The sequence below is a fragment of the Streptomyces sp. NPDC028289 genome, assembly GCF_055565975.1.
The window spans coordinates 621,556-639,644 of record NZ_JBVHTI010000005.1 but is presented as its reverse complement, the minus strand read 5'-3'; the positions used below and the strand labels follow the sequence as shown (position 1 = coordinate 639,644).

Annotated in this window: 17 protein-coding genes; 9 read left to right on the top strand and 8 right to left on the bottom strand. The window is 71.5% G+C overall.

All coding sequences use genetic code 11. From position 1 onward, the window contains the following. Window positions 1-87: 87 nt before the first annotated feature. Both ACZ4UV_RS27715 and ACZ4UV_RS27710 read left to right on the top strand, forming a co-directional pair. Entirely contained in the window at window positions 88-774 is a 687-nt protein-coding gene (locus tag ACZ4UV_RS27715) for a response regulator transcription factor (protein WP_451017628.1), read from the top strand. Between the two features lie 66 nt (window positions 775-840). Beyond that, window positions 841-1,428, top strand: a complete 588-nt coding sequence (locus tag ACZ4UV_RS27710; RefSeq protein ID WP_351496390.1) for a hypothetical protein — start codon at window positions 841-843, stop codon at window positions 1,426-1,428. Here the strand turns inward: ACZ4UV_RS27710 and ACZ4UV_RS27705 are convergent. From ACZ4UV_RS27705 to ACZ4UV_RS27690, 4 genes are all read right to left on the bottom strand, one after another. Next, complete coding sequence (locus ACZ4UV_RS27705) at window positions 1,416-2,351, bottom strand: TolB family protein (RefSeq protein ID WP_467841464.1); 936 nt, start codon at window positions 2,349-2,351, stop codon at window positions 1,416-1,418. The two genes, ACZ4UV_RS27710 and ACZ4UV_RS27705, sit on opposite strands and share 13 nt — an antisense overlap. Window positions 2,352-2,454: 103 nt before the next feature. Next, a complete protein-coding gene (locus ACZ4UV_RS27700; protein WP_467841461.1) occupies window positions 2,455-3,675 on the bottom strand; it encodes a cytochrome P450 in 1,221 nt (406 codons plus the stop codon). 11 nt (window positions 3,676-3,686) lie between these two features. Beyond that, window positions 3,687-5,081, bottom strand: a complete 1,395-nt coding sequence (locus tag ACZ4UV_RS27695) for an NAD(P)/FAD-dependent oxidoreductase (protein WP_467841458.1) — start codon at window positions 5,079-5,081, stop codon at window positions 3,687-3,689. Next, a complete protein-coding gene (locus tag ACZ4UV_RS27690; protein WP_390048736.1) occupies window positions 5,078-5,305 on the bottom strand; it encodes a ferredoxin in 228 nt (75 codons plus the stop codon). The genes ACZ4UV_RS27695 and ACZ4UV_RS27690 overlap by 4 nt, the downstream gene beginning before the upstream one ends. A gap of 362 nt (window positions 5,306-5,667) precedes the next feature. On the opposite strand from ACZ4UV_RS27690, the gene ACZ4UV_RS27685 reads away from it, so the two are divergent. The 5 genes from ACZ4UV_RS27685 (at window position 5,668) to ACZ4UV_RS27665 (ending at window position 11,813) form a co-directional block, all read left to right on the top strand. Next, a complete protein-coding gene (locus ACZ4UV_RS27685) occupies window positions 5,668-6,630 on the top strand; it encodes a cyclase family protein (RefSeq protein WP_390048738.1) in 963 nt (320 codons plus the stop codon). A gap of 102 nt (window positions 6,631-6,732) precedes the next feature. Continuing rightward, complete coding sequence (locus ACZ4UV_RS27680; protein WP_451017632.1) at window positions 6,733-8,322, top strand: GMC oxidoreductase; 1,590 nt, start codon at window positions 6,733-6,735, stop codon at window positions 8,320-8,322. Between the two features lie 165 nt (window positions 8,323-8,487). Then, window positions 8,488-9,327, top strand: a complete 840-nt coding sequence (locus ACZ4UV_RS27675; RefSeq protein ID WP_390048741.1) for an SDR family oxidoreductase — start codon at window positions 8,488-8,490, stop codon at window positions 9,325-9,327. 72 nt (window positions 9,328-9,399) lie between these two features. Further along, window positions 9,400-10,785, top strand: a complete 1,386-nt coding sequence (locus ACZ4UV_RS27670; protein ID WP_451017647.1) for a cytochrome ubiquinol oxidase subunit I — start codon at window positions 9,400-9,402, stop codon at window positions 10,783-10,785. Further along, complete coding sequence (locus ACZ4UV_RS27665) at window positions 10,782-11,813, top strand: cytochrome d ubiquinol oxidase subunit II (RefSeq protein ID WP_390048743.1); 1,032 nt, start codon at window positions 10,782-10,784, stop codon at window positions 11,811-11,813. Before ACZ4UV_RS27670 ends, ACZ4UV_RS27665 begins: the two co-directional genes overlap by 4 nt. A 188-nt stretch (window positions 11,814-12,001) precedes the next feature. Here the strand turns inward: ACZ4UV_RS27665 and ACZ4UV_RS27660 are convergent, their stop codons facing one another. Together ACZ4UV_RS27660 and ACZ4UV_RS27655 are read right to left on the bottom strand one after the other, a co-directional pair. Further along, on the bottom strand, window positions 12,002-13,840 hold the full coding sequence (locus ACZ4UV_RS27660; RefSeq protein ID WP_451017633.1) for a glycoside hydrolase family 15 protein: 1,839 nt from the start codon (window positions 13,838-13,840) through the stop codon (window positions 12,002-12,004). Between the two features lie 158 nt (window positions 13,841-13,998). After that, window positions 13,999-14,790, bottom strand: coding sequence for a bestrophin-like domain (locus tag ACZ4UV_RS27655; RefSeq protein ID WP_390048747.1), 792 nt, complete (start codon window positions 14,788-14,790; stop codon window positions 13,999-14,001). Window positions 14,791-15,354: 564 nt separating this feature from the next. Between ACZ4UV_RS27655 and ACZ4UV_RS27650 the strand changes: the two genes are divergently transcribed. Further along, on the top strand, window positions 15,355-16,191 hold the full coding sequence (locus ACZ4UV_RS27650) for an RNA polymerase sigma factor SigF (protein WP_451017634.1): 837 nt from the start codon (window positions 15,355-15,357) through the stop codon (window positions 16,189-16,191). A gap of 11 nt (window positions 16,192-16,202) precedes the next feature. Here ACZ4UV_RS27650 and ACZ4UV_RS27645 read toward each other — a convergent pair whose 3' ends face one another. Beyond that, window positions 16,203-16,661 carry an ATP-binding protein gene (locus ACZ4UV_RS27645; protein WP_451017635.1) on the bottom strand — a complete coding sequence of 153 codons (459 nt, stop codon included), beginning with the start codon at window positions 16,659-16,661 and terminating at the stop codon, window positions 16,203-16,205. A gap of 111 nt (window positions 16,662-16,772) precedes the next feature. Continuing rightward, window positions 16,773-17,036 (bottom strand): hypothetical protein, encoded by a 264-nt coding sequence (locus ACZ4UV_RS27640; protein WP_451017636.1) that lies wholly within the window; start codon window positions 17,034-17,036, stop codon window positions 16,773-16,775. Window positions 17,037-17,457: 421 nt separating this feature from the next. Here ACZ4UV_RS27640 and ACZ4UV_RS27635 point away from each other — a divergent pair, with 421 nt between their 5' ends. After that, a complete protein-coding gene (locus ACZ4UV_RS27635) occupies window positions 17,458-18,006 on the top strand; it encodes a DUF4232 domain-containing protein (protein WP_451017637.1) in 549 nt (182 codons plus the stop codon). Window positions 18,007-18,089: the final 83 nt, after the last annotated feature.

The window sequence follows — 18,089 nt, the reverse complement described above, 5'->3', positions numbered from 1 at the left end:
GCCTCCAGCCAAGGCGGTGCGGTGTTGCCCGCGCGTATGCGGATTTCGATACGCCGGCCATAGGTGCCGGCTCGTAGCCTCGATGACATGCGTGTGCTGATCGTCGAGGACGAGCCCTATCTGGCGGAGGCCATCCGCGACGGCCTGCGCCTGGAGGCGATCGCCGCCGACATCGCGGGGGACGGCGGTACGGCCCTGGAGCTGCTGGGCGTCAACAGCTACGACATCGCCGTCCTCGACCGCGACATCCCCGGACCGTCGGGGGACGAGATCGCCCGGCGCATCGTCGCCTCCGGCAGCGGTATGCCGATCCTCATGCTCACCGCGGCCGACCGCCTCGACGACAAGGCGTCCGGCTTCGAGCTCGGCGCCGACGACTACCTCACGAAACCCTTCGAGCTCCAGGAACTCGCCCTCCGGCTCCGGGCACTCGACCGCAGACGCGCCCACAGCAGGCCTCCCGTACGGGAGATCGCGGGGCTGCGGCTGGACCCGTTCCGCAGGGAGGTCTACCGGGACGGGCAGTATGTCGCGCTGACCAGGAAGCAGTTCGCCGTGCTGGAGGTACTCGTCGGCGCCGAAGGCGGTGTCGTCAGCGCCGAGGAACTCCTGGAACGCGCGTGGGACGCGAACGCCGACCCGTTCACCAACGCCGTGCGCATCACCGTCTCGGCGCTGCGCAAGCGGCTCGGCGAGCCCTGGATCATCGCCACGGTCCCCGGCGCCGGGTACCGCATCGACACGCAACCGGGCACCGGGCCCGGGGGAAAGTGAGGGAAGCCGGTCGCAGCGGCGGGACCGTCTGGTTCACCATGGGGTGTGCGATTCGATTCCGTTCCCATGCCGGCGACCGTCGAGGCCAGGCCTCGGGACAGCCGTGGCTATCCGGTGCCCGCCATCACGCCGTGGGAGGGCGACGAGCCGCAGTTCGCGCTCACCGACTACGGGCGCAGCGCCGAGTGCGCGCGACAGCGGCTGTGTTCGGTCTGCAACACGCTGATGCCCAGGGGCCCGGTGTGGCGGGTGGTCGGGGCCGCGGAGAGCGCCGCCATCCGCGAGGCGCTCGCCGCCGGGCGTCCGTACCGCAACATGGCGGCGACCCTGGAGGGTCCGGGGCACCGCGCGTGCATGCTCTACGCCTCGATGGTCTGCCCGTACCTGGCGCGCCCCAACGCGCGGCGGGGGCTGACGGCACAGAGCCCGGACGACATGACCGCGCATGTCGTCCGGGGCGCCGTCCGTGGGGAGATGGGTGCCGTGGTGGGGTACGGCGACTACGAGTTCGCCGTCACCAGCACCAAGGTCCTGTTCCGCTTCCTCGACGTGGTCGAGTACCTGCCGCACGACACGGCCGACCAGCACCTGCCGGAGCTGGAGGCCGAACTCGCCCGTTCCGGCGGCAGGTTGGGCGGCGGTCAGCCGCGGTAGGCGGGCAGGCCGGTGTGCGTGGAGACCTTGACGGGCTTGCCGAAGCCGTGGGCGGTCTTCGTGAGGGTGTACGTCCCGGTCGGGGCGCGGAAGGCGATCGTCTTGCCGTTCGGCGACCAGGTGGGCTCGGTGTAGTCGGTGGTGGCGTTGGGGGTGACGTCCTTGACGACGTTGGTGGAGCCGCCGAAGTCCTCGACGAAGAGGTGGTCGTGCCCGTGGACGGAGCGGACGAAGACGACTTCCTCGTCGTCGGGGGAGAGGGCGGGCTCGGAACCCTTGGTCAGCGCGCCGCCCTGCTGCCGCAGGTAGTCGTCGCGGATGTAGACCTCGCCGGTGCGGGTGTTCTCGTAGACGGCCGAGCCGTAGTCCCCGCCGACGTTGGGCCAGGTGTTGTCGGTCTGGGGGACGGCGCCGTCGCCCGGGTCGCCGTTGAGGCTGATCTTCGCCGGCTTGCCGTGGTTGCTGGTGGCCTTGACGCCCTCCAGGACGGTGTGGCCGTGGATCTTGGCCGAGAAGATGAGGTTGTTCTTCGCGGGGATGTGGTTCGCCCGGTCGGCGGCGGTCACCTGCCAGGTGGGGTGGGACCAGGTCTGCCCGCCCGGGTTGACGGCGACGGTGACGCGGTGGCTGCCGTCGGGGTCGGAGACGACGAGGTTTCCGTGCCCGTCGACGAAGGCGGCCTTGCTGCCGCTGGGGTTCCAGGCCAGGTCGCGGACGATGGTGCCGAAGTCGATCGACTTGCCGCCGACCACGACGTACCGGGTGCCGTTGCTGATGCTGAGCCCCCGGGGCACGGTGACCGAGGCGGCACTGCCGGAGGACGGAACGGCCGTCGCGGTGGCGGCCGCGGCGCACAGGGTGAGCAGTGCGGCGGCACTGGCGGTGGTGACGGCGGCGGTGCTCCGACGGTGACGAGCGGACATCGAGGTTCCCCCAGGCATGTGAACGACGCTGCGATGAGAGAAGTCTTCCGCCGGGGGGTGACGGAGCTGTGCGCCCGCCGTCACAGCTGTGCAATAGCCCGCGCTAACCGCCGTTCTGTTCGACCTGCAGATGGATCGGCCCGCGCAGCACGGGGCTGCGCCGGTACGGGGGCGGGTCGGCGACCAGGGTGGGGCCGTCGAGGCGGCGTACCAGCTCGGTGAGCGCGATCTGGGCCTCGCGGCGGGCCAGCGGGCCGCCGAAGCAGAGGTGGATGCCGCTGCCGAAGCCGAGGTGCTGGTTGTCGCTCCGGTCCGGGTCGAAGCGGTCGGGATCGTGGAAGCGGTCCGGATCGCGGCTGCCCGAGGCCAGCATCAGCATGATCTGCGAGCCCTGCGGGATGACGGTGTCTCCGACGGTGATCTCGCTGTACGCCGCCCGCCAGGGAATGATGTGCACGGGCGGCTCGTAGCGCAGCAGTTCCTCGACCAGGGGTACGGCCAGATCCGGTTCGTCGCGCAGCCGTTGCAGCACCTGCGGGTGGCGCAGCAGCGTCAGCATGCCGTTGGTGATGAGGTTGACGGTGGTCTCGTGGCCGGCGATCAGCAGCAGGTTGGCGGTACTGATGATCTCCTCGTCGGTCATCTGCCCGTCCGGCCCGTCGTCGTTGGCCAGCCGTGACAACAGGTCCTCGCCGGGGTGGCCGTGGCGCTGTTCCACCAGCCCGCCGAGGTACCCGCGCAGGTCCTTGCGGGCCTGCACACCGTTGTCGAGTTTCTCCTTCGGGTCGGTCCTGGGGTCGTAGTCGATCGAGTTGATGATGTCGTTCACCCACAGGCGGAACCTCGGCTCGTCCTCGCGCGGCACGCCGAGCAGGTGACAGATCACCGTGACGGGGAACGGGTAGGCGAGGTCGTCGACGATGTCGATCCGCTCCTTGCCCGCGAAGTCGTCGATCAGGCCGCTGACGGTGGCGGACAGGTCGGGTTCCAGGCCGGTCACCAGCCCCGGGGTGTGCGGGGGCCCGAAGTGGCGCATCGCCATGCGTCGCAGGCGGTCGTGTTCGGGCGGGTCCATGTTGATGAACGCCGGCGTGTCCCCTCCCGGGGCCGCGGGCATCGGATGCGACAGATTGCGCACGTCGGAGCTCAGGTGCGGATTGTGCAGGATGTCGGCGAGCTCGCGATACGTGCTGATGACGTAGCTGCCGTCCTCCTGCCGGGCCACCGGTGTCCTGCGCAACTCCGCGTAGAGCGGGTACGGGTCGGCCCGGGAGGCGTAGTCGAGGATCCGGTGCAGCGTGTCGGGCATCTCGGTCGCGGTCATGGCGCTCCCTCCTACCGGTGGTGCTGGTACGCAGCCGTGACGCGTCGCTCACTCGGGTTGTGTCCGGTGACGACCACGGTGGCGCCCTGCGCGAGCAGGACCGGGCCGGGGAAGTCGACGGGCACCGGTTTCGAGTCGACGGGCTGGTCGGGGGTGGGGCAGGACGGCGGGAAGGTCGCGGCCGTCTCGATGAGACGCCGATAGTGGTCCAGCCACTTCGCGTTGTTGAAGCTCACCGCGGCGGTGACCCGGCCCTGGTAGCCGTAGGCGGCGACGAAGCGGTGGTCGGACACCGATCCCTGGCTGACGACGACCTCGTCGGCGAAGGTCGGCACACCGACGGTCTTGATGTTGACGCCGAACTGGATCGACCAGAACGTCGGGATGGACAGGTGGGGCCAGCGGTCCGCCTGGCCGTTGACCATGTTGTGCGCCGCCACCTCGGCCTGCTCCACGGCGTTGGCCCAGTGCTCCAGGGAGATGAGCCGGTACTCGTAGACCGGGTTGGGGCAGCGCGCCACGTCACCGGCGACGAAGACGTCGTCGGTGACCAGGCCGTTGAGGTCGAGGGCGCGGCAGCCCGTGTCGCAGGCGATGCCCCAGACACCCGCCGCCAGTCCGGAGCCCTGCAGCCACTCGGTGTTGCGGATGCCCCCGAGCGCGACCACCGCCACGTCGGCGTCGACGGAGCTGCCGTCGTCGAAGTGGGCACGGCGAAGCCGCCCCTGCGCGTCGCCCTCCAGCCGGGTGACCTTGACACCGCACCGCAGGTCGACACCGTGCGCGCGCTGCATGTCCGAGGCCACCTCGCCGATCATGGCACCGAGCGCCCCGACCAGCGGAGCCGGCGCAAGTTCGGCCACCGTCACCGGGATGTCCCGCTCACGGCAGATGGAGGCGATCTCCGAGCCGGTGAACCCCGCACCGATGACCAGCACGCGCGAGGGCCCGGCGGCGAGAGCCTGCTGCAGGCTCTCGGCATGCTCGCGGGTCCGGACGACGAACACCCCGTCCAGCGCGGCCTCGGACTCGACGAACCACGGCCGGGCCCGTACCCCGGTGGCGATCAGCACCCGGTCGAAGGGGATCTCGCGCCCGTCGGCCAGACGCACGTTGTTGGTGGCCAGATCCAGCCCGCCGGCAGGCACACCCAGCAGCCACTCCGCATCGATCTCACGACGGCGCGGCAGCCTGGTGCCGTACGCGGGCACCCATCCCGTCAGTACCTGCTTGGACAGGGGAGGCCGGTCGTAGGGCTCGCCCACCTCGTCACCGATCATCGTCAACGACCCGGTGAAACCCTCGTCCCGCAGGAACTCCGCGGCCCGCAGCCCCGCCAGTGACGCCCCGACGATCACGATGCGGCCGTCGCGCTTGAACGCACGCAGGTTGTCGGCACTGGTCATGACCTCGCCGCCTCCACCGGTGCCGGCCGGCCCTCCAGCCGGTCGACGAGAATCGCCTGGACCGGGCAGGCCGCCGCCGCCCGCAGCACCCGCTCGCGCTGGGCGTCGTCGGGCTCCGGGTCGTACATCAGCGCTTCCTCCCCGTGCATCCGGAACGCGTCCGGAGCCAGGAACGCGCACTGCGCATAGCCTTGACATCGGGAGAGATCAACGACGACTCGCATCCCGGCCTCCACAGGGGCTGAGGCTGCGGATCCGTACCGGGAGGCGGCGCTCCGCGCTCGTCGGGTCTCCGCAGAAGGATTGTGTGATCGCGAGAAAGCACGCGGGCGGGGATCAGTGGTCGCGCAGACCGTCGGACGGCGGTGAGACCGCCTGGAGATCCTGCGACTTCACCCGATCAGCGTATGCCGCGCCCACATCGCCCGCACGCGGGGAAGCGGTTGTCCGGGGCCCGGAGGCGGCCGCACCGGGAGCGTCCGCCGCCCGCGTCCGGCGGGTGCTCCGGCCGCCCGGGTGGTTCGGTGTCAGCAGGAGTGCCGACCGGAACAAGAGCCGGAGCAGGACCGGAGCAGGAGGTGTCCCGATGGCCTCGGACCAGCCCGCGCCCTCCGCGCCCGTGCCCCCGCGGGCCCTCTCCGAAGCGGCCTTCCGCGATCTGTACCGCAGGCTGCGGGACCGGGCCCGGGACGGCGGGCCGCAACGGCGTGGCGCGCTGGACCGGCTGACGCCGGAGCGGGTCGCGGCGGCCGCCGCCGAGGTCCGGTGCGGGCGCACCGTGTCGTTGGCCGCGGCCGTCGAGACGCGGCGCGGGCCGGACAGCCCGGAGCCCGCGACCCACCGGATGACGGCTCCCGCACCCGGCGAGACCGGCGCACCCGGGCTCGTCTTCGCCCGCGACCGGTTCGCCATGAACGTGCACAACGACGTCGACAGCCACCTCGACGCGCTCTGCCACGTGATCTTCGACGGCGAGCTGTACGGCGGTGTCCCGGCGAGCACCGTGACACCGGACGGTGCCCAGGCGCTCTCCCTCGACCTGGCCCGGGACGGAATCGCGGGCCGGGGTGTCCTCCTCGACATCCCGCGCCTGCGCGGGGTGCGCTGGCTGGAGCCCGGCGACCAGGTGACCGCCGAGGACCTCGTCGCCGCCGAGGCCTCCCAGGGGACCACGGTCGGACCGGGCGACCTGCTGTTCGTACGGGTGGGGCACCGGCTGCGGCGCCGGACCCTCGGCCCCTGGGACGTGACGCGGTCCCGCGCGGGTCTGCACCCGACGGCCATGGACTTCCCCGCCGAGCGGGGCGTGTCGGTCCTCGGCTCGGACGGCAACAGCGACGCCGCGCCCGGCGCGGTCCCCGGAGTCGGGTTTCCCGTGCATGTGCTGGCCGTCAACGCCCTGGGCCTGCACCTGCTGGACTGGCTGGACTTCGAGGAGCTGGTACCGGTGTGCGAGCAGTGGGGACGCTGGCACTTCCTGTGCGTGATCGCCCCGTTACGGCTCCCGGCGGCGACCGGCTCACCGGTGAACCCGATCGCCCTGCTGTGACCGTTCCGCGGCGGGCTCCGCCCGGATGCCGCACCCCCGTACGGCGCGTACGTTCGAATGAGGGATACCCGCACCGGGCCGCGGGCCAGGCGCACAAGGACGGTGGTTGCCGTGGACACCCTGCCCCCGTACGACGTCATCGTGATCGGTACCGGTGCCGGCGGCGGCACCCTCGCCCACCGCCTCGCCCCGTCCGGCAAACGCGTGCTCATCCTCGAACGCGGCGGATACCTGCCGCGCGAACGCGACAACTGGGACTCCACGGCCGTGTTCGTGAAGGCCAAGTACCGGGCCCCGGAGTTCTGGCTGGACCGGCACGGCAAGGAGTTCCCGCCCGAGGTGAACTACTACGTCGGCGGCAACACCAAGTTCTACGGCGCGGCCCTGTTCCGGCTGCGCCCCGAGGACTTCGGCGAACTCCGCCACCACGACGGCATCTCCCCGGCCTGGCCCATCGGTTACGACGACTTCGAGCCGTACTACACGCAGGCCGAGCACCTCTACCTGGTGCACGGCCGGCACGGCGAGGACCCCTGGGAAGGGCCGTGCAGCGCCCAGTACGCGTACCCGCCGGTCGAACACGAGCCGCGCATCGAGCGGTTGAGCATGGACCTGGAGAAGCAGGGGCTGCACCCCTTCCACCTGCCGATCGGGGTCAACCTCACCCAGGACGAGGACGGCCGGGCCACCCACTCCAGCGTCTGCATCCGCTGCGACCGCGTGGACGGATTCCCCTGCCTGGTCCGCGCCAAGTCGGACGCCCAGGTGATCTGCGTGGAGCCGGCGCTGGAACACCCGAACGTGGAGATGATCACCGACGCCCGGGTGACCCGCCTGGAGACCGACCCCACCGGACGCAGCGTCACCTCCGTCGTCGCAGAGCTGCCCGGCGAACGCGAGGCCCGGTTCTCGGCCGACGTCGTGGTGGTGGCCTGCGGGGCCGTCAACTCGGCCGCGCTGCTGCTGGCCTCGGCGAACGACCGGCATCCGCGCGGCCTCGCGAACAGCTCCGACGTGGTCGGCCGGTTCTACATGCGCCACAACAACGCGGCGCTGATGGCCGTCTCGGAGGAACCCAACGACACCCGGTTCCAGAAGACCCTCGCCCTGCACGACTGGTACCTGGGCGCGGACGACTGGGAGTACCCGCTCGGCGGCATCCAGATGCTCGGCAAGTCGGACGCCGACCAGATCCACGGCGAGGCCCCGCGCTGGGCCGGAGCGGTCACGCCGGACATGCCGTTCGAGGTCCTGGCCCACCACGCCGTCGACTTCTGGCTGTGCGGCGAGGACCTGCCGCAGCCGGACAACCGGGTGACCCTGGAGGAGGACGGCCAGATCCGGCTCACCCTCGACGAGGGCAACAACATCGAGGGTCTGAAGCGCCTGCGGCACAAACTCCAGCACCTGCTCGGCCATCTGGGCATGCACGAGCACCACCTGCTGTCCCACAGCATCTACCTGCACAAGGGCATGCCGATCGGTGCCACCGCCCACCAGGCCGGCACGGTGCGCTTCGGCACCGACCCGGCGTCCTCGGCCCTGGACGTCAACTGCAAGGCGCACGACCTCGACAACCTCTACGTCGTGGACACCAGCTTCTTCCCGAGCATCGGCGCGGTGAACCCGTCCCTGACGGCCATCGCGAACGCCCTCCGGGTGGGCGACCACCTGCTGGAGCGACTGGGCTGAGTCCGCGCGGGCACCCGGCCCCCGACCGGGCGAACATCCTCCGCCGGGCAGCGCAACGCGGTCCGCCGCCGCGTGCCGTCGTGCCCGGCCGGTGCTTGTCTGATGCCCGGACCTCCGGGCGACGGGCCCGGCGGGCGCGGGCACGCAGTGGAGGAGCAGGACATCGTGAGTTCCACCGAGGGCGCACCCCTGAACGTGATCCCCGCGCACCTGCTGAAGGGCCAGAAGGCGCTGGTCACCGGCGCCAACTCCGGTATCGGCAAGGCAACGGCCATCGCCCTGGGCCGGGCCGGGGCCGACGTCGTGGTCAACTACGTCGCCGGCGGCGACGAGGCCGAGAAGGTGGTCGAGGAGATCACCGGCTCCGGGGTGAAGGCGGCCGCCTACGAGGCGGACGTCTCCGACGAGCAGCAGGTCGTCGCCATGATGGACCGGATGGTCCAGGAGTTCGGCACGATCGACATCCTGGTCGCCAACGCGGGACTCCAGCGGGACGCCCCGTTCACCGAGATGACCCTCGCCCAGTGGCAGAAGGTCCTCGACGTCAACCTCACCGGGCAGTTCCTCTGCGCCCGCGAGGCGACCAAGGAGTTCCTGCGCCGAGGTGTGGTGCCCGAGGTGTCGCGGGCGGCCGGGAAGATCATCTGCATGAGTTCGGTGCACCAGATCATCCCGTGGGCCGGGCACGTCAACTACGCCTCCTCCAAGGGCGGCGTGCAGATGATGATGGAGACCCTGGCCCAGGAGCTCGCCCCGAAGAAGATCCGCGTCAACGCGATCGCCCCCGGCGCCATCAGGACCCCCATCAACCGCAGTGCCTGGGACACCCCCCAGGCCGAGCAGGACCTGCTGAAGCTGATCCCCTACGACCGGGTCGGCGACCCCGAGGACATCGGCTACGCGGCCGTCGGCCTCGCCTCCGACCTCATGGACTACGTCGTCGGCGCCACCCTCTACGTCGACGGCGGGATGACCCTCTTCCCGGGCTTCGCCACCGGCGGCTGACGCGTGCACACGGCCCTGCTCCTCGCCGGATCCCTCGCCGACGCGCCGGCGCAGACGCTGCCGGCCCGGTCGATGATGGCCTTCACCCTGGCCTCCCACATCATCCTGGTCCCCCTGGGCGTCGCGCTGCCGCTGATCACGCTCGTCATGCACGGCTACGGCCTGCGCCGCGGCGACGCCACCGCCCTGCTGCTGGCCCGGCGGTGGTCGGCCGTGATGGCGGTGCAGTTCGCGATCGGCGTGGTCACCGGCACGGTGCTGTCCTTCGAGTTCGGGCTGCTGTGGCCGGGCATGATGGGCCGCTGGGGCGACGTCTTCGGCATCGGCTTCGGCGTCGAGGCGTGGGCGTTCTTCCTGGAGGCCGTGCTCATCGCCATCTACCTCTACGGCTGGCGGAGGCTGCCCGCCCGGACCCACTTCCTGCTCGGACTGCCGCTGCCGCTGGTGGCCCTGCTCGGCGCCTTCGGCATCCTGGCCGCCAACTCGTGGATGAACACCCCCCGCGGCTTCACCCTCGACGCCGCGGGCAACCCGGTCGACGTGAAGATCTGGAAGGCCGTCTTCACCCCCATGTTCGGCCCGGAGTACTGGCACTTCGTCTTCGCGATGTTCGTGACCGCGGGCTATGTCGTGGCCGGCGTCTACGCCGTGGGGTGGCTGCGCGGCCGCCGGGACCGCTACCACCGGCTCGGTTTCACCGTCCCCTTCACCCTCGCCGCGGTGAGCACGCCGGTGCAGTTCGTCCTCGGCGACTCCATCGCCCGGCAGGTCTTCCACAAGCAGCCGGTGAAGTTCGGGGCCATGGAGATCGTCTGGAAGACCGCCACCCACCAGCCGGAGTACCTGTACGGCCGGCTGCACCCGGACGGCACCATCTCCGGCGGCATCCGGATCCCGCAACTCGACTCGATCCTGGCCGGCTTCCGCCCGGACACCCGGGTCACCGGGCTCACCTCGGTCCCCGCCGAAGACCGGCCGACGGCCACCCAGGCCACCATCGCCCACTTTGCCTTCGACACCATGGTCGGGATCGGCTCGCTGCTGCTCCTGCTCGCGCTCTGGTACGGCGCCCTGTGGCTGTGGCGCCGCCGGCTGCCCGTCTCGCCCTGGTTCTTCCGCGCCGCCGCGTGCGCGGGCGTGGCCTCCGTGGCGGCCGTCGAGTGCGGCTGGATCACCACCGAAGTGGGCCGCCAGCCCTGGATCGTCTACCAGAACATGCGGGTCGCCGAGGCGGTGACGGCGACCCGCTCCGCCGGCCTGTGGGCCATGTTCGCGGTGATCGTGGTCGTGTACGTCTTCGTGTTCGGATCGTTCCTCGCGGTGCTGCTGAAGATGCGCTCACGCTGGCGGACCGCCGACGAGCGGGGCGGACCCCGGCCGCCGGAGGAGACACCGGAGCCGGACACCCCGGAGACGGACACGCCGTACGGGCCCCGCTCGGCCGGGAGCCGACCGTGATCGCGGGCGTCATCGCCGTCGTCCTGCTCCTCGCGATCGCCGCCTACGCCTGCGGCGGCGGCACCGACTACGGCGCCGGCTTCTGGGACCTGACCGCGGGCGGCGCCGAGCGCGGCAGGCGGCCACGATGGCTGATCGACCACGCGATGGAGCCGGTCTGGGAGGTCAACAACGTCTGGCTGATCTTCGTCCTGGTCATCATGTGGACCGGTTTCCCGGTCCTCTTCCAGCGCGTCTTCACCACGATGTGGCTGCCCCTGGCGCTCGCCGCCGTGGGCATCGTGCTGCGCGGCGCCGGGTTCGCGCTGCGCAAGCCCGTCCGGCGGCTGGCCGGCCGGCGCCTGTACGGGGCGGTCTTCGCCGTCTCCTCGCTGCTGACGCCGTTCTTCCTCGGTGCCGCGGCCGGCGGTGTGGCCTCGGGCCGGGTGACCGCCACGACGACGGCGTCCACGGACGCCTGGGCCAACCCCACGTCCCTGCTGTTCGGGCTGCTGGCCGTCGCGGCGACGGCGACGCTCGGCGCGGTCTTCCTCGCCGCGGACGCCCGCCGCTTCGACGCGCCGGACCTGGACCGCTACTTCCGCCGGCGGGCCCTCGCCGCCCTCGCCGCCGTCGCCGTGCTCGCCGTCGTCACCCTGGTCGTCACCCACGGCGACGCGCCCCACGTCTGGCACGGCCTCACCCACGGAGTCGGGCTCGTCTTCGTGATCGTGGCGGTGCTGGCCACGCTCGCCACCGCATGGCTGCTGATCCGGCCCTCGGGGGGCTGGTCCCGGGTCACGGCGGTCGGCGTGGTCGCCTCGGCCGTCATCGCCTGGGGCATGGCGCAGCGTCCCTACCTCGTCCCGACCTCGCTGACCGTCGCCGAGGGCGCGGGCGCGCACACCACCCTGCGCTGGCTGGGGCTCGTCACCCTGGTCGCCGTCGTCCTCGTCGTCCCCGCGGTCGTCTTCCTCTACTGGCTCGACACCCAGGGCGAACTGGAGTCCCTCACGGACACCGACCTGCGGTCCGGCAGCGCCCCGTAGGGGCGCGGGGAACTGCGCGACCAGCCCCCACCGGCCCGCGGACGACCGACGGCCGGACTCGGCGCAATGTGTCAGCTGCGGCGCCATCGTGGCTGGTCGCGCAGTTCCTCCACCAGCCTCCGGCCGGGGGTACCCCCAGCGCCCCCGACGGCGCGCCGCTGCACCGGAGACGAATTCGTTCGGCATGCTCAGCGCGCGTCCAACGCCTCGTTCAAGGTGATCGCCGAGTCGATGAGCGCGAGATGCGTGAACGCCTGCGGGAAGTTGCCGAGTTGGCGACCCGTCGGGTCGATCTCCTCGGAGTACAGGCCCAGATGGTTGGCGTACCCCATCATCTTCTCGAACACCAGCCGAGCCCGGTCGGTCCGGCCCGCCCGAGCCAACGCGTCGACGTACATGAACGTGCACAGCGAGAAGGTGCCCTCCGAGCCGCGCAGACCGTCCGGCGAGGCACTGGGGTTGTACCGGTAGACCAGGCTGTCGCTGACCAGCTCCTCCTCCATGGCGTCCAGGGTGGCCGTCCACATCGGATCCCCGGGGGTGATGAACCCGACCGTCGCCATGCGCAACAGCGAGGAGTCCAGGACCTCGCTGCCGTAGTGCTGGACGAAGGCCTGCCGCTTCTCGCTCCAGCCCTTGGCCATGACCTGCTCGTAGACGGCGTCCCGCTCGACCCTCCAGCGGTCGGCCGCGGACGGCCACCCCGTCGCCTCGGCGAGGCGCAGCGCCCGGTCGAACGCCAGCCACGACATCACCCGGCCGTACGTGAAGTCCTGGCGGCCGCCGCGGGTCTCCCAGATCCCCTCCTCCGCCCGGTCCCAGTGGTCGGCCAGCCACTCCAGGTCCGTCCGCAGCGAGGTCCAGCCCCCGTGCCCGACCGTGAAGCCGTGCCGGTGGGCGAAGTAGATGCTGTCCAGCGCCTCGCCGTAGATGTCCAGCTGGAGCTGGGTGGCGGCGCCGTTGCCGATCCGGACCGGGGCGGAGCCCGCGTAGCCCTCCCAGTGGTCGAGGATCTGCTCGTTCAGGTCGGAGGAGCCGTCCACCTTGTACATGATGTTCAGCGGGCCGGTGTCCCCGTGCCTGCCCGCCCGCTCCTTGACCCGGTTGCCCAGCCAGACGATGAACGCCCTGGCCTCCTCCGTGAAGCCCAGTCCCAGCAGGGCGTAGACGGAGAAGGAGGCGTCCCGGATCCAGGTGAAGCGGTAGTCCCAGTTGCGCTCACCGCCCAGTTGCTCCGGGAGCGCCGCCGTGGGAGCGGCCACCAGGGCGCCGCTCGGCGCGAAGGTCATGAGCTTCAGCGTGATCGCGGACCGCTCCACCACCTCCCGCCAGCGCCCGGTGTAGCGGGACTGGGCCAGCCAGTTGCGCCAGAAGACCGCCGTCTCGTCGAAGATCCGCTCGTGTTCCTCGCGGCGGACCTCCCTGGGCGGTCCCTCGGCGCCCATCTCCAGGATCAGCCCGCGCTGCTCGCCCGCCGCCAGGGTCAGCGAGACCTGCACGTCGGCGTCCCGGTGCGTCATGATCTCCGTGAGCCGCTCGTCCTCCGGCTCCCGGACGGGGTGCACGGTGAGCTCCGTGCCGTCCTCCGCGACGAAGACCGCTCCGTGCTGGGTGATGTGCACCTCGTGTTTCATGAGCCCGTAGTCGAACCGCGGGGCGACCTCCACGTCGAAGGTCATGGTGCCGCGCACACAGCGGACCAGGCGGACCAGCCGGTGCCGGTCGGTGGCCGTCGTACCGGTCACGGGCATGAAGTCGATGACCTCGCCGGCGCCCGCCTCGGTCATGAACCGGGTCACCAGGATCGCGGTGTCGGGCAGGTACAACTGCTTGGTCGCATGGGCCCGGTGGGCCGGCCGGACCGTGCAGTGGCCGCCGTTCTCCTTGTCCAGGAGCGCCCCGAACACGCTGGGCGAGTCGAACCGCGGGGAGCAGAACCAGTCGATCGCCCCCTCGGTGGTCACCAGCGCCGCGGTCTGCAGATCGCCGATCAGCCCGTGGTTCTCGATCAGCGGGTAGTCGTCCATCGGGGCGCCCCTTCCGGCGTGCGGTTCACCCGAATGCACCCCCCTGGATCAGCGTATGCCGGGGCCCCTGCTCCGGCTCGTCGGGCGGGGCCCGGGCCCGGCTCGCCCGCGCTCCGGCACGCACCGTGGCGGCCGGAACGCGGGTTGCTCACCCCCGCTCACCGGGTCCAGTACTGGGCGAGGGCTCCTTCCCGGTACGGCGCCGGGCTGACGCTGAGGTCACCGGAGAAGGGGCGGTCCAGGACGAAGACCAGGAGCAGGCTGAAGCCGACGAGCCCGGCGACCGAGGCGACGAAGAGGATCTGGACTCTCAGCTTGCGCATGCCGAACAGGAACGTGAGGGGGACCAGGACCAGGGCGCCTCCGACGGCCAGAACCTGCAGCAGCGGGGGCAGCTCCTGGCGGGCCATGGTGATGCGGGCACGCCGCTGGGAGGCGACGTCGTCGAGATGGCTGACGGTCTGCTCGTAGAAGACCTGCTCCTGCTCGGACTTCGGGTCGTACGTCTGCAACACCTGGAAGGCGGACCGGAGATGGGTCTCCGTGGCCCCGTAGCTGGGGTGCCCCGCGCGCATCCGCGGCCACTGGTCCTCGACGACCGCGTGGACGTAGCCGCTCATGGCGGAGTCGAGCCGGGACCGCACCGCCGCCGGGAACGCGGCGGCGTCACGGGTGATGAGCGCCGCGTCGGTGGCCTCGGCGGCGACGATGGTCTGGGTGTCCTCCAGCTGCGTCCACAGCGTGACGATCACGAACGCGAGGATGATCCCGTAGATGGCGCCGAACATCCCCAGCGTCACACCGACCATGTCGTTGTGCTCCCCGCCGGCCACCGACGGATACCTGCGCCGCAGCAGCACACTGCCGGCGACCGCCAGGGCAACGGTGCCGCCGACGGTGACGACGGCCAGTGTGAGGGTACTGAAGTGGTTGAGCAGCCAGAGCGACATGGGCCCGGAGTCTAGGCCGGACACACCACCACAAAACCGCAGCTCCAGCAGCAACTAAGGGCGCACGGGGGCAAGTTCACACCACCGAGTGAGCGGGCCGCGCGCGGGTGTCCGGGGGCCGACGGTCAGTCCTCGCCCCGTACGACGTTCCAGCCGCCCTCCTGCCGCGCCGTCCCGGGTGGTTGTCGAGCGTCGCGCGCATACAGGTGCGGATGCCCCGCCCCCGCAGGCGGCGCGCCCTCGCCCAGCCCGTCTCGGGCCGGTGACGGCGAACGGCGATCGGGTTGAAACCCGGCGCGGACCCGACGACGGGACCGAGGGCGCCCCGTCCTGGCCCCGTCCTGGGCCCGTCCTGGGCCCGCCCGACGCCCGCCATGGTGTGATCGGTGCCACAGGGACGACAGGTGCCGGGCGGACAGGGCGGGCCGGACACCAGGCGCCTGAGCGGCGGGCCGGGCGGGGACTGCCGGCGGCTGCAGGAATGCCGGTCGGCAGCCGGGGTAGGCGCGTGCATGCCGGCCACGGACCGGCGCGGACGAGAGCGATCGACTGGGAGGGCGCATCATGCGGACGACGACCGTGCGGACCGTCGGGCAGACGGTGGACGTTCCGGAGATCGAGGACCCTTCCAAGGTCGCACCGCAGGACGCGCGGGAGCTGTCGAAGCTGTTCTTCGCGCAGCTGGCGGTCCTGGAGGAGGGCACGCCCGAGCACCAGTACGCGCGCAACACGCTGATCGAGATGAACATGTCGCTGGTCCGGTTCGCGGCCGGCCGGTTCCGCAGCCGCGAACCGGAGGAGATGGAGGACATCGTCCAGGTCGGCATGATCGGCCTGATCAAGGCGATCGACCGCTTCGAGCTCTCCCGCGAGGTCGAGTTCACCTCCTTCGCCGTGCCGTACATCGTGGGCGAGATCAAGCGGTTCTTCCGCGACACCACCTGGGCCGTGCACGTCCCGCGCCGGCTCCAGGAGGCCCGCGTCCAGCTCGCCCGCGCCACCGAGGAGCTCCGCAGCCGGCTCGGCCGTACCCCCACGGTCAGGGAACTCTCCGACCTGATGAGCCTGCCCGAGGACGAGGTGCGCGAGGCGCGCCTGGCCGCCAACGGCTACAACTCCTCCTCCCTGGACGCCGCGATCAACGGCAGCGAGGACGGCGAGAGCGCCCTGCAGGACTTCATCGGCGCCGAGGACGGCGCGCTGGAACTGGTGGAGGACTTCCACACCCTGGCCCCGCTGGTCGCCGGGCTCGCCGAGCGCGACCGGCAGATCATCCACCTGCGGTTCGTGGAGGAACTCACCCAGGCCCAGATCGGCGAACGCCTGGGCGTCTCCCAGATGCACGTCTCCCGGCTCCTGTCCCGCGCCCTCGCCCGCCTGCGCGAAGGCATGCTGACCTGAGCTCCCGGGCTCTACGGCTCGGGAACGGCCGGCCTGCGCAGGGGGAGGTGGGCGACGACGTGCTTGCCGGTCTCCTGCGCGACGGTGTGCAGCCTGCCGCACAGCCGGGTGACCAGATACAGGCCGTGTCCCCCGACGCGGCGGGCGTCGTGGGCGCGCGGTTCGGGCGTACGGGGGGAGGTGTCGCTCACGGTGATGCGCAGCAGGCCCGCGTCGGGTGACACCTCCAGGGCCAGGCCGACCGGGCCGGGTGCGTGGCGGACCGCGTTGGTGACCAGTTCGCTGACGACGAGCTGGGCGTCCTGGCTCGGCCGGTGGTCCGGGTGGTGGCCGGCCCGGGCCAGCAGCGCGCGGACGGCGACCCGGGCGTCGGAGACCGGCGTGTCCGCGGCGTCCCAGGCGGCGCTGTACCGCAGGGGCGCCCCGGGTTCCGGTCCGTCCGAAGCCCGGTTCTTCAGCGGGGTGACCATGGAACTCCTTCCGTAGGCGTCCTCTTCGTCTCGTCACAGGCTCTCGCCGCCGTACGACTTCGCTTACCCGCCGTCTCCTGCTTCATGAGGCGATCGGGCAGCGCGGATCGCTCACGGCCTGCCCGGGCTCCGGGAGAAGGCCGTGTCGCCGGCCGTCGCCACGATCGCGTCCTCGACGAGCAGCACTCGCGGCGGGTAGCTCTGCGCCCTGTCCCCGGGGTCGTCCAGTGCGGAGGTGCGCCAGACCTCCGCGCCGGTGCGGCTGTCCAGTGCCGGCAGACGGCCGAATCGGTTGGCGAAGCAGACCCGCTTGTACGCCGCTGACACCGCGGTGACCGTCCCGTCCGACCGCACGAAGCAGACGACGCCGTCCACCAGGGCGGCCGCACCGGTCAGCGGACGGGCCAGCGGTATCCGTCTGACCTGCCCGGTTTCCGGGCCTCATCAGCCCGACCGGGGCCTGCCCCGCCTCGGCGCCCGCCGAGCACAGGGCGCAGGGGGCGCCGCCCAGCGCCGTCGGCGTGCAGTGCTCGTCCAGCGAGGGCGCCCGCCACAGTTCCCGTCGCGTCGACCGGCCCGCACCGTCCGTCGTTCCATCCGGCATCCCAAGCAGGCCGCGTCCTCGCAGTTCAGAGCCGGTACGGGCGTTCCAGCATCCCGAAACCCCCGGCGGGAATGGCGGATGGGACGCGGCCCGGCACAGCCTTGGGTCGTCGGAGCACGGCGCCCGACCGATTCGGTGGCCGTCCTCGCTCGACCCAAGTCCCTCCGTATGTCCAGAGAAAGCAGCCCACTCATGCGTATCGTCACCCGCTCCGTCTCCCGCGCGGCCGCCTCCTCCATGGTCGTCGCCGCCGCCCTCGCGCTCCTCGGTCTGCAGGCCACCGCGCAGACCGCCTCGGCCGCCACCGCCAAGGCTCCCTCGGTCGTCACCTGCACCACCGCGAACACCAAGCTGACCGTCACCGAGGTGTCCCGTCCCGTCAACCACCTGCTGCTCAAGGCCACCAACACCGGCAGCAAGCCCTGCTACGCCTACATCGCCCCCTTCCTGAGGGCCGGCGCCGACGCCCAGGCCCCGGTGGCGTGGGCCGAGGAGACCACGCCGCAGTCCGTGGTGACGCTGAAGCCCGGCCGGTCCGCGTACGCGGGCATCACGACGTCCACCCCCGAGGGCGAAGGGGGCGCCAAGGAGAAGACGCTGGGCGTGTTCTTCGCGGACCGGAAGGGCAACGCGGCCGGCAAGGAGAAGACCCTGAAGCTGCCGAAGGGCGGTGTCTTCTTCAACAGCGCCGCCACCGTCACGTACTGGCAGGACAACGCGCGGGACGCCCTCTCCTGGTAGCCGCCCCGGCGACGGTCAGTCCTCGGCGGCCGAGGTCCGCGGCGAGCGGGCGCCGTCCTCCGTTGACACCGTTGGCTAACGGG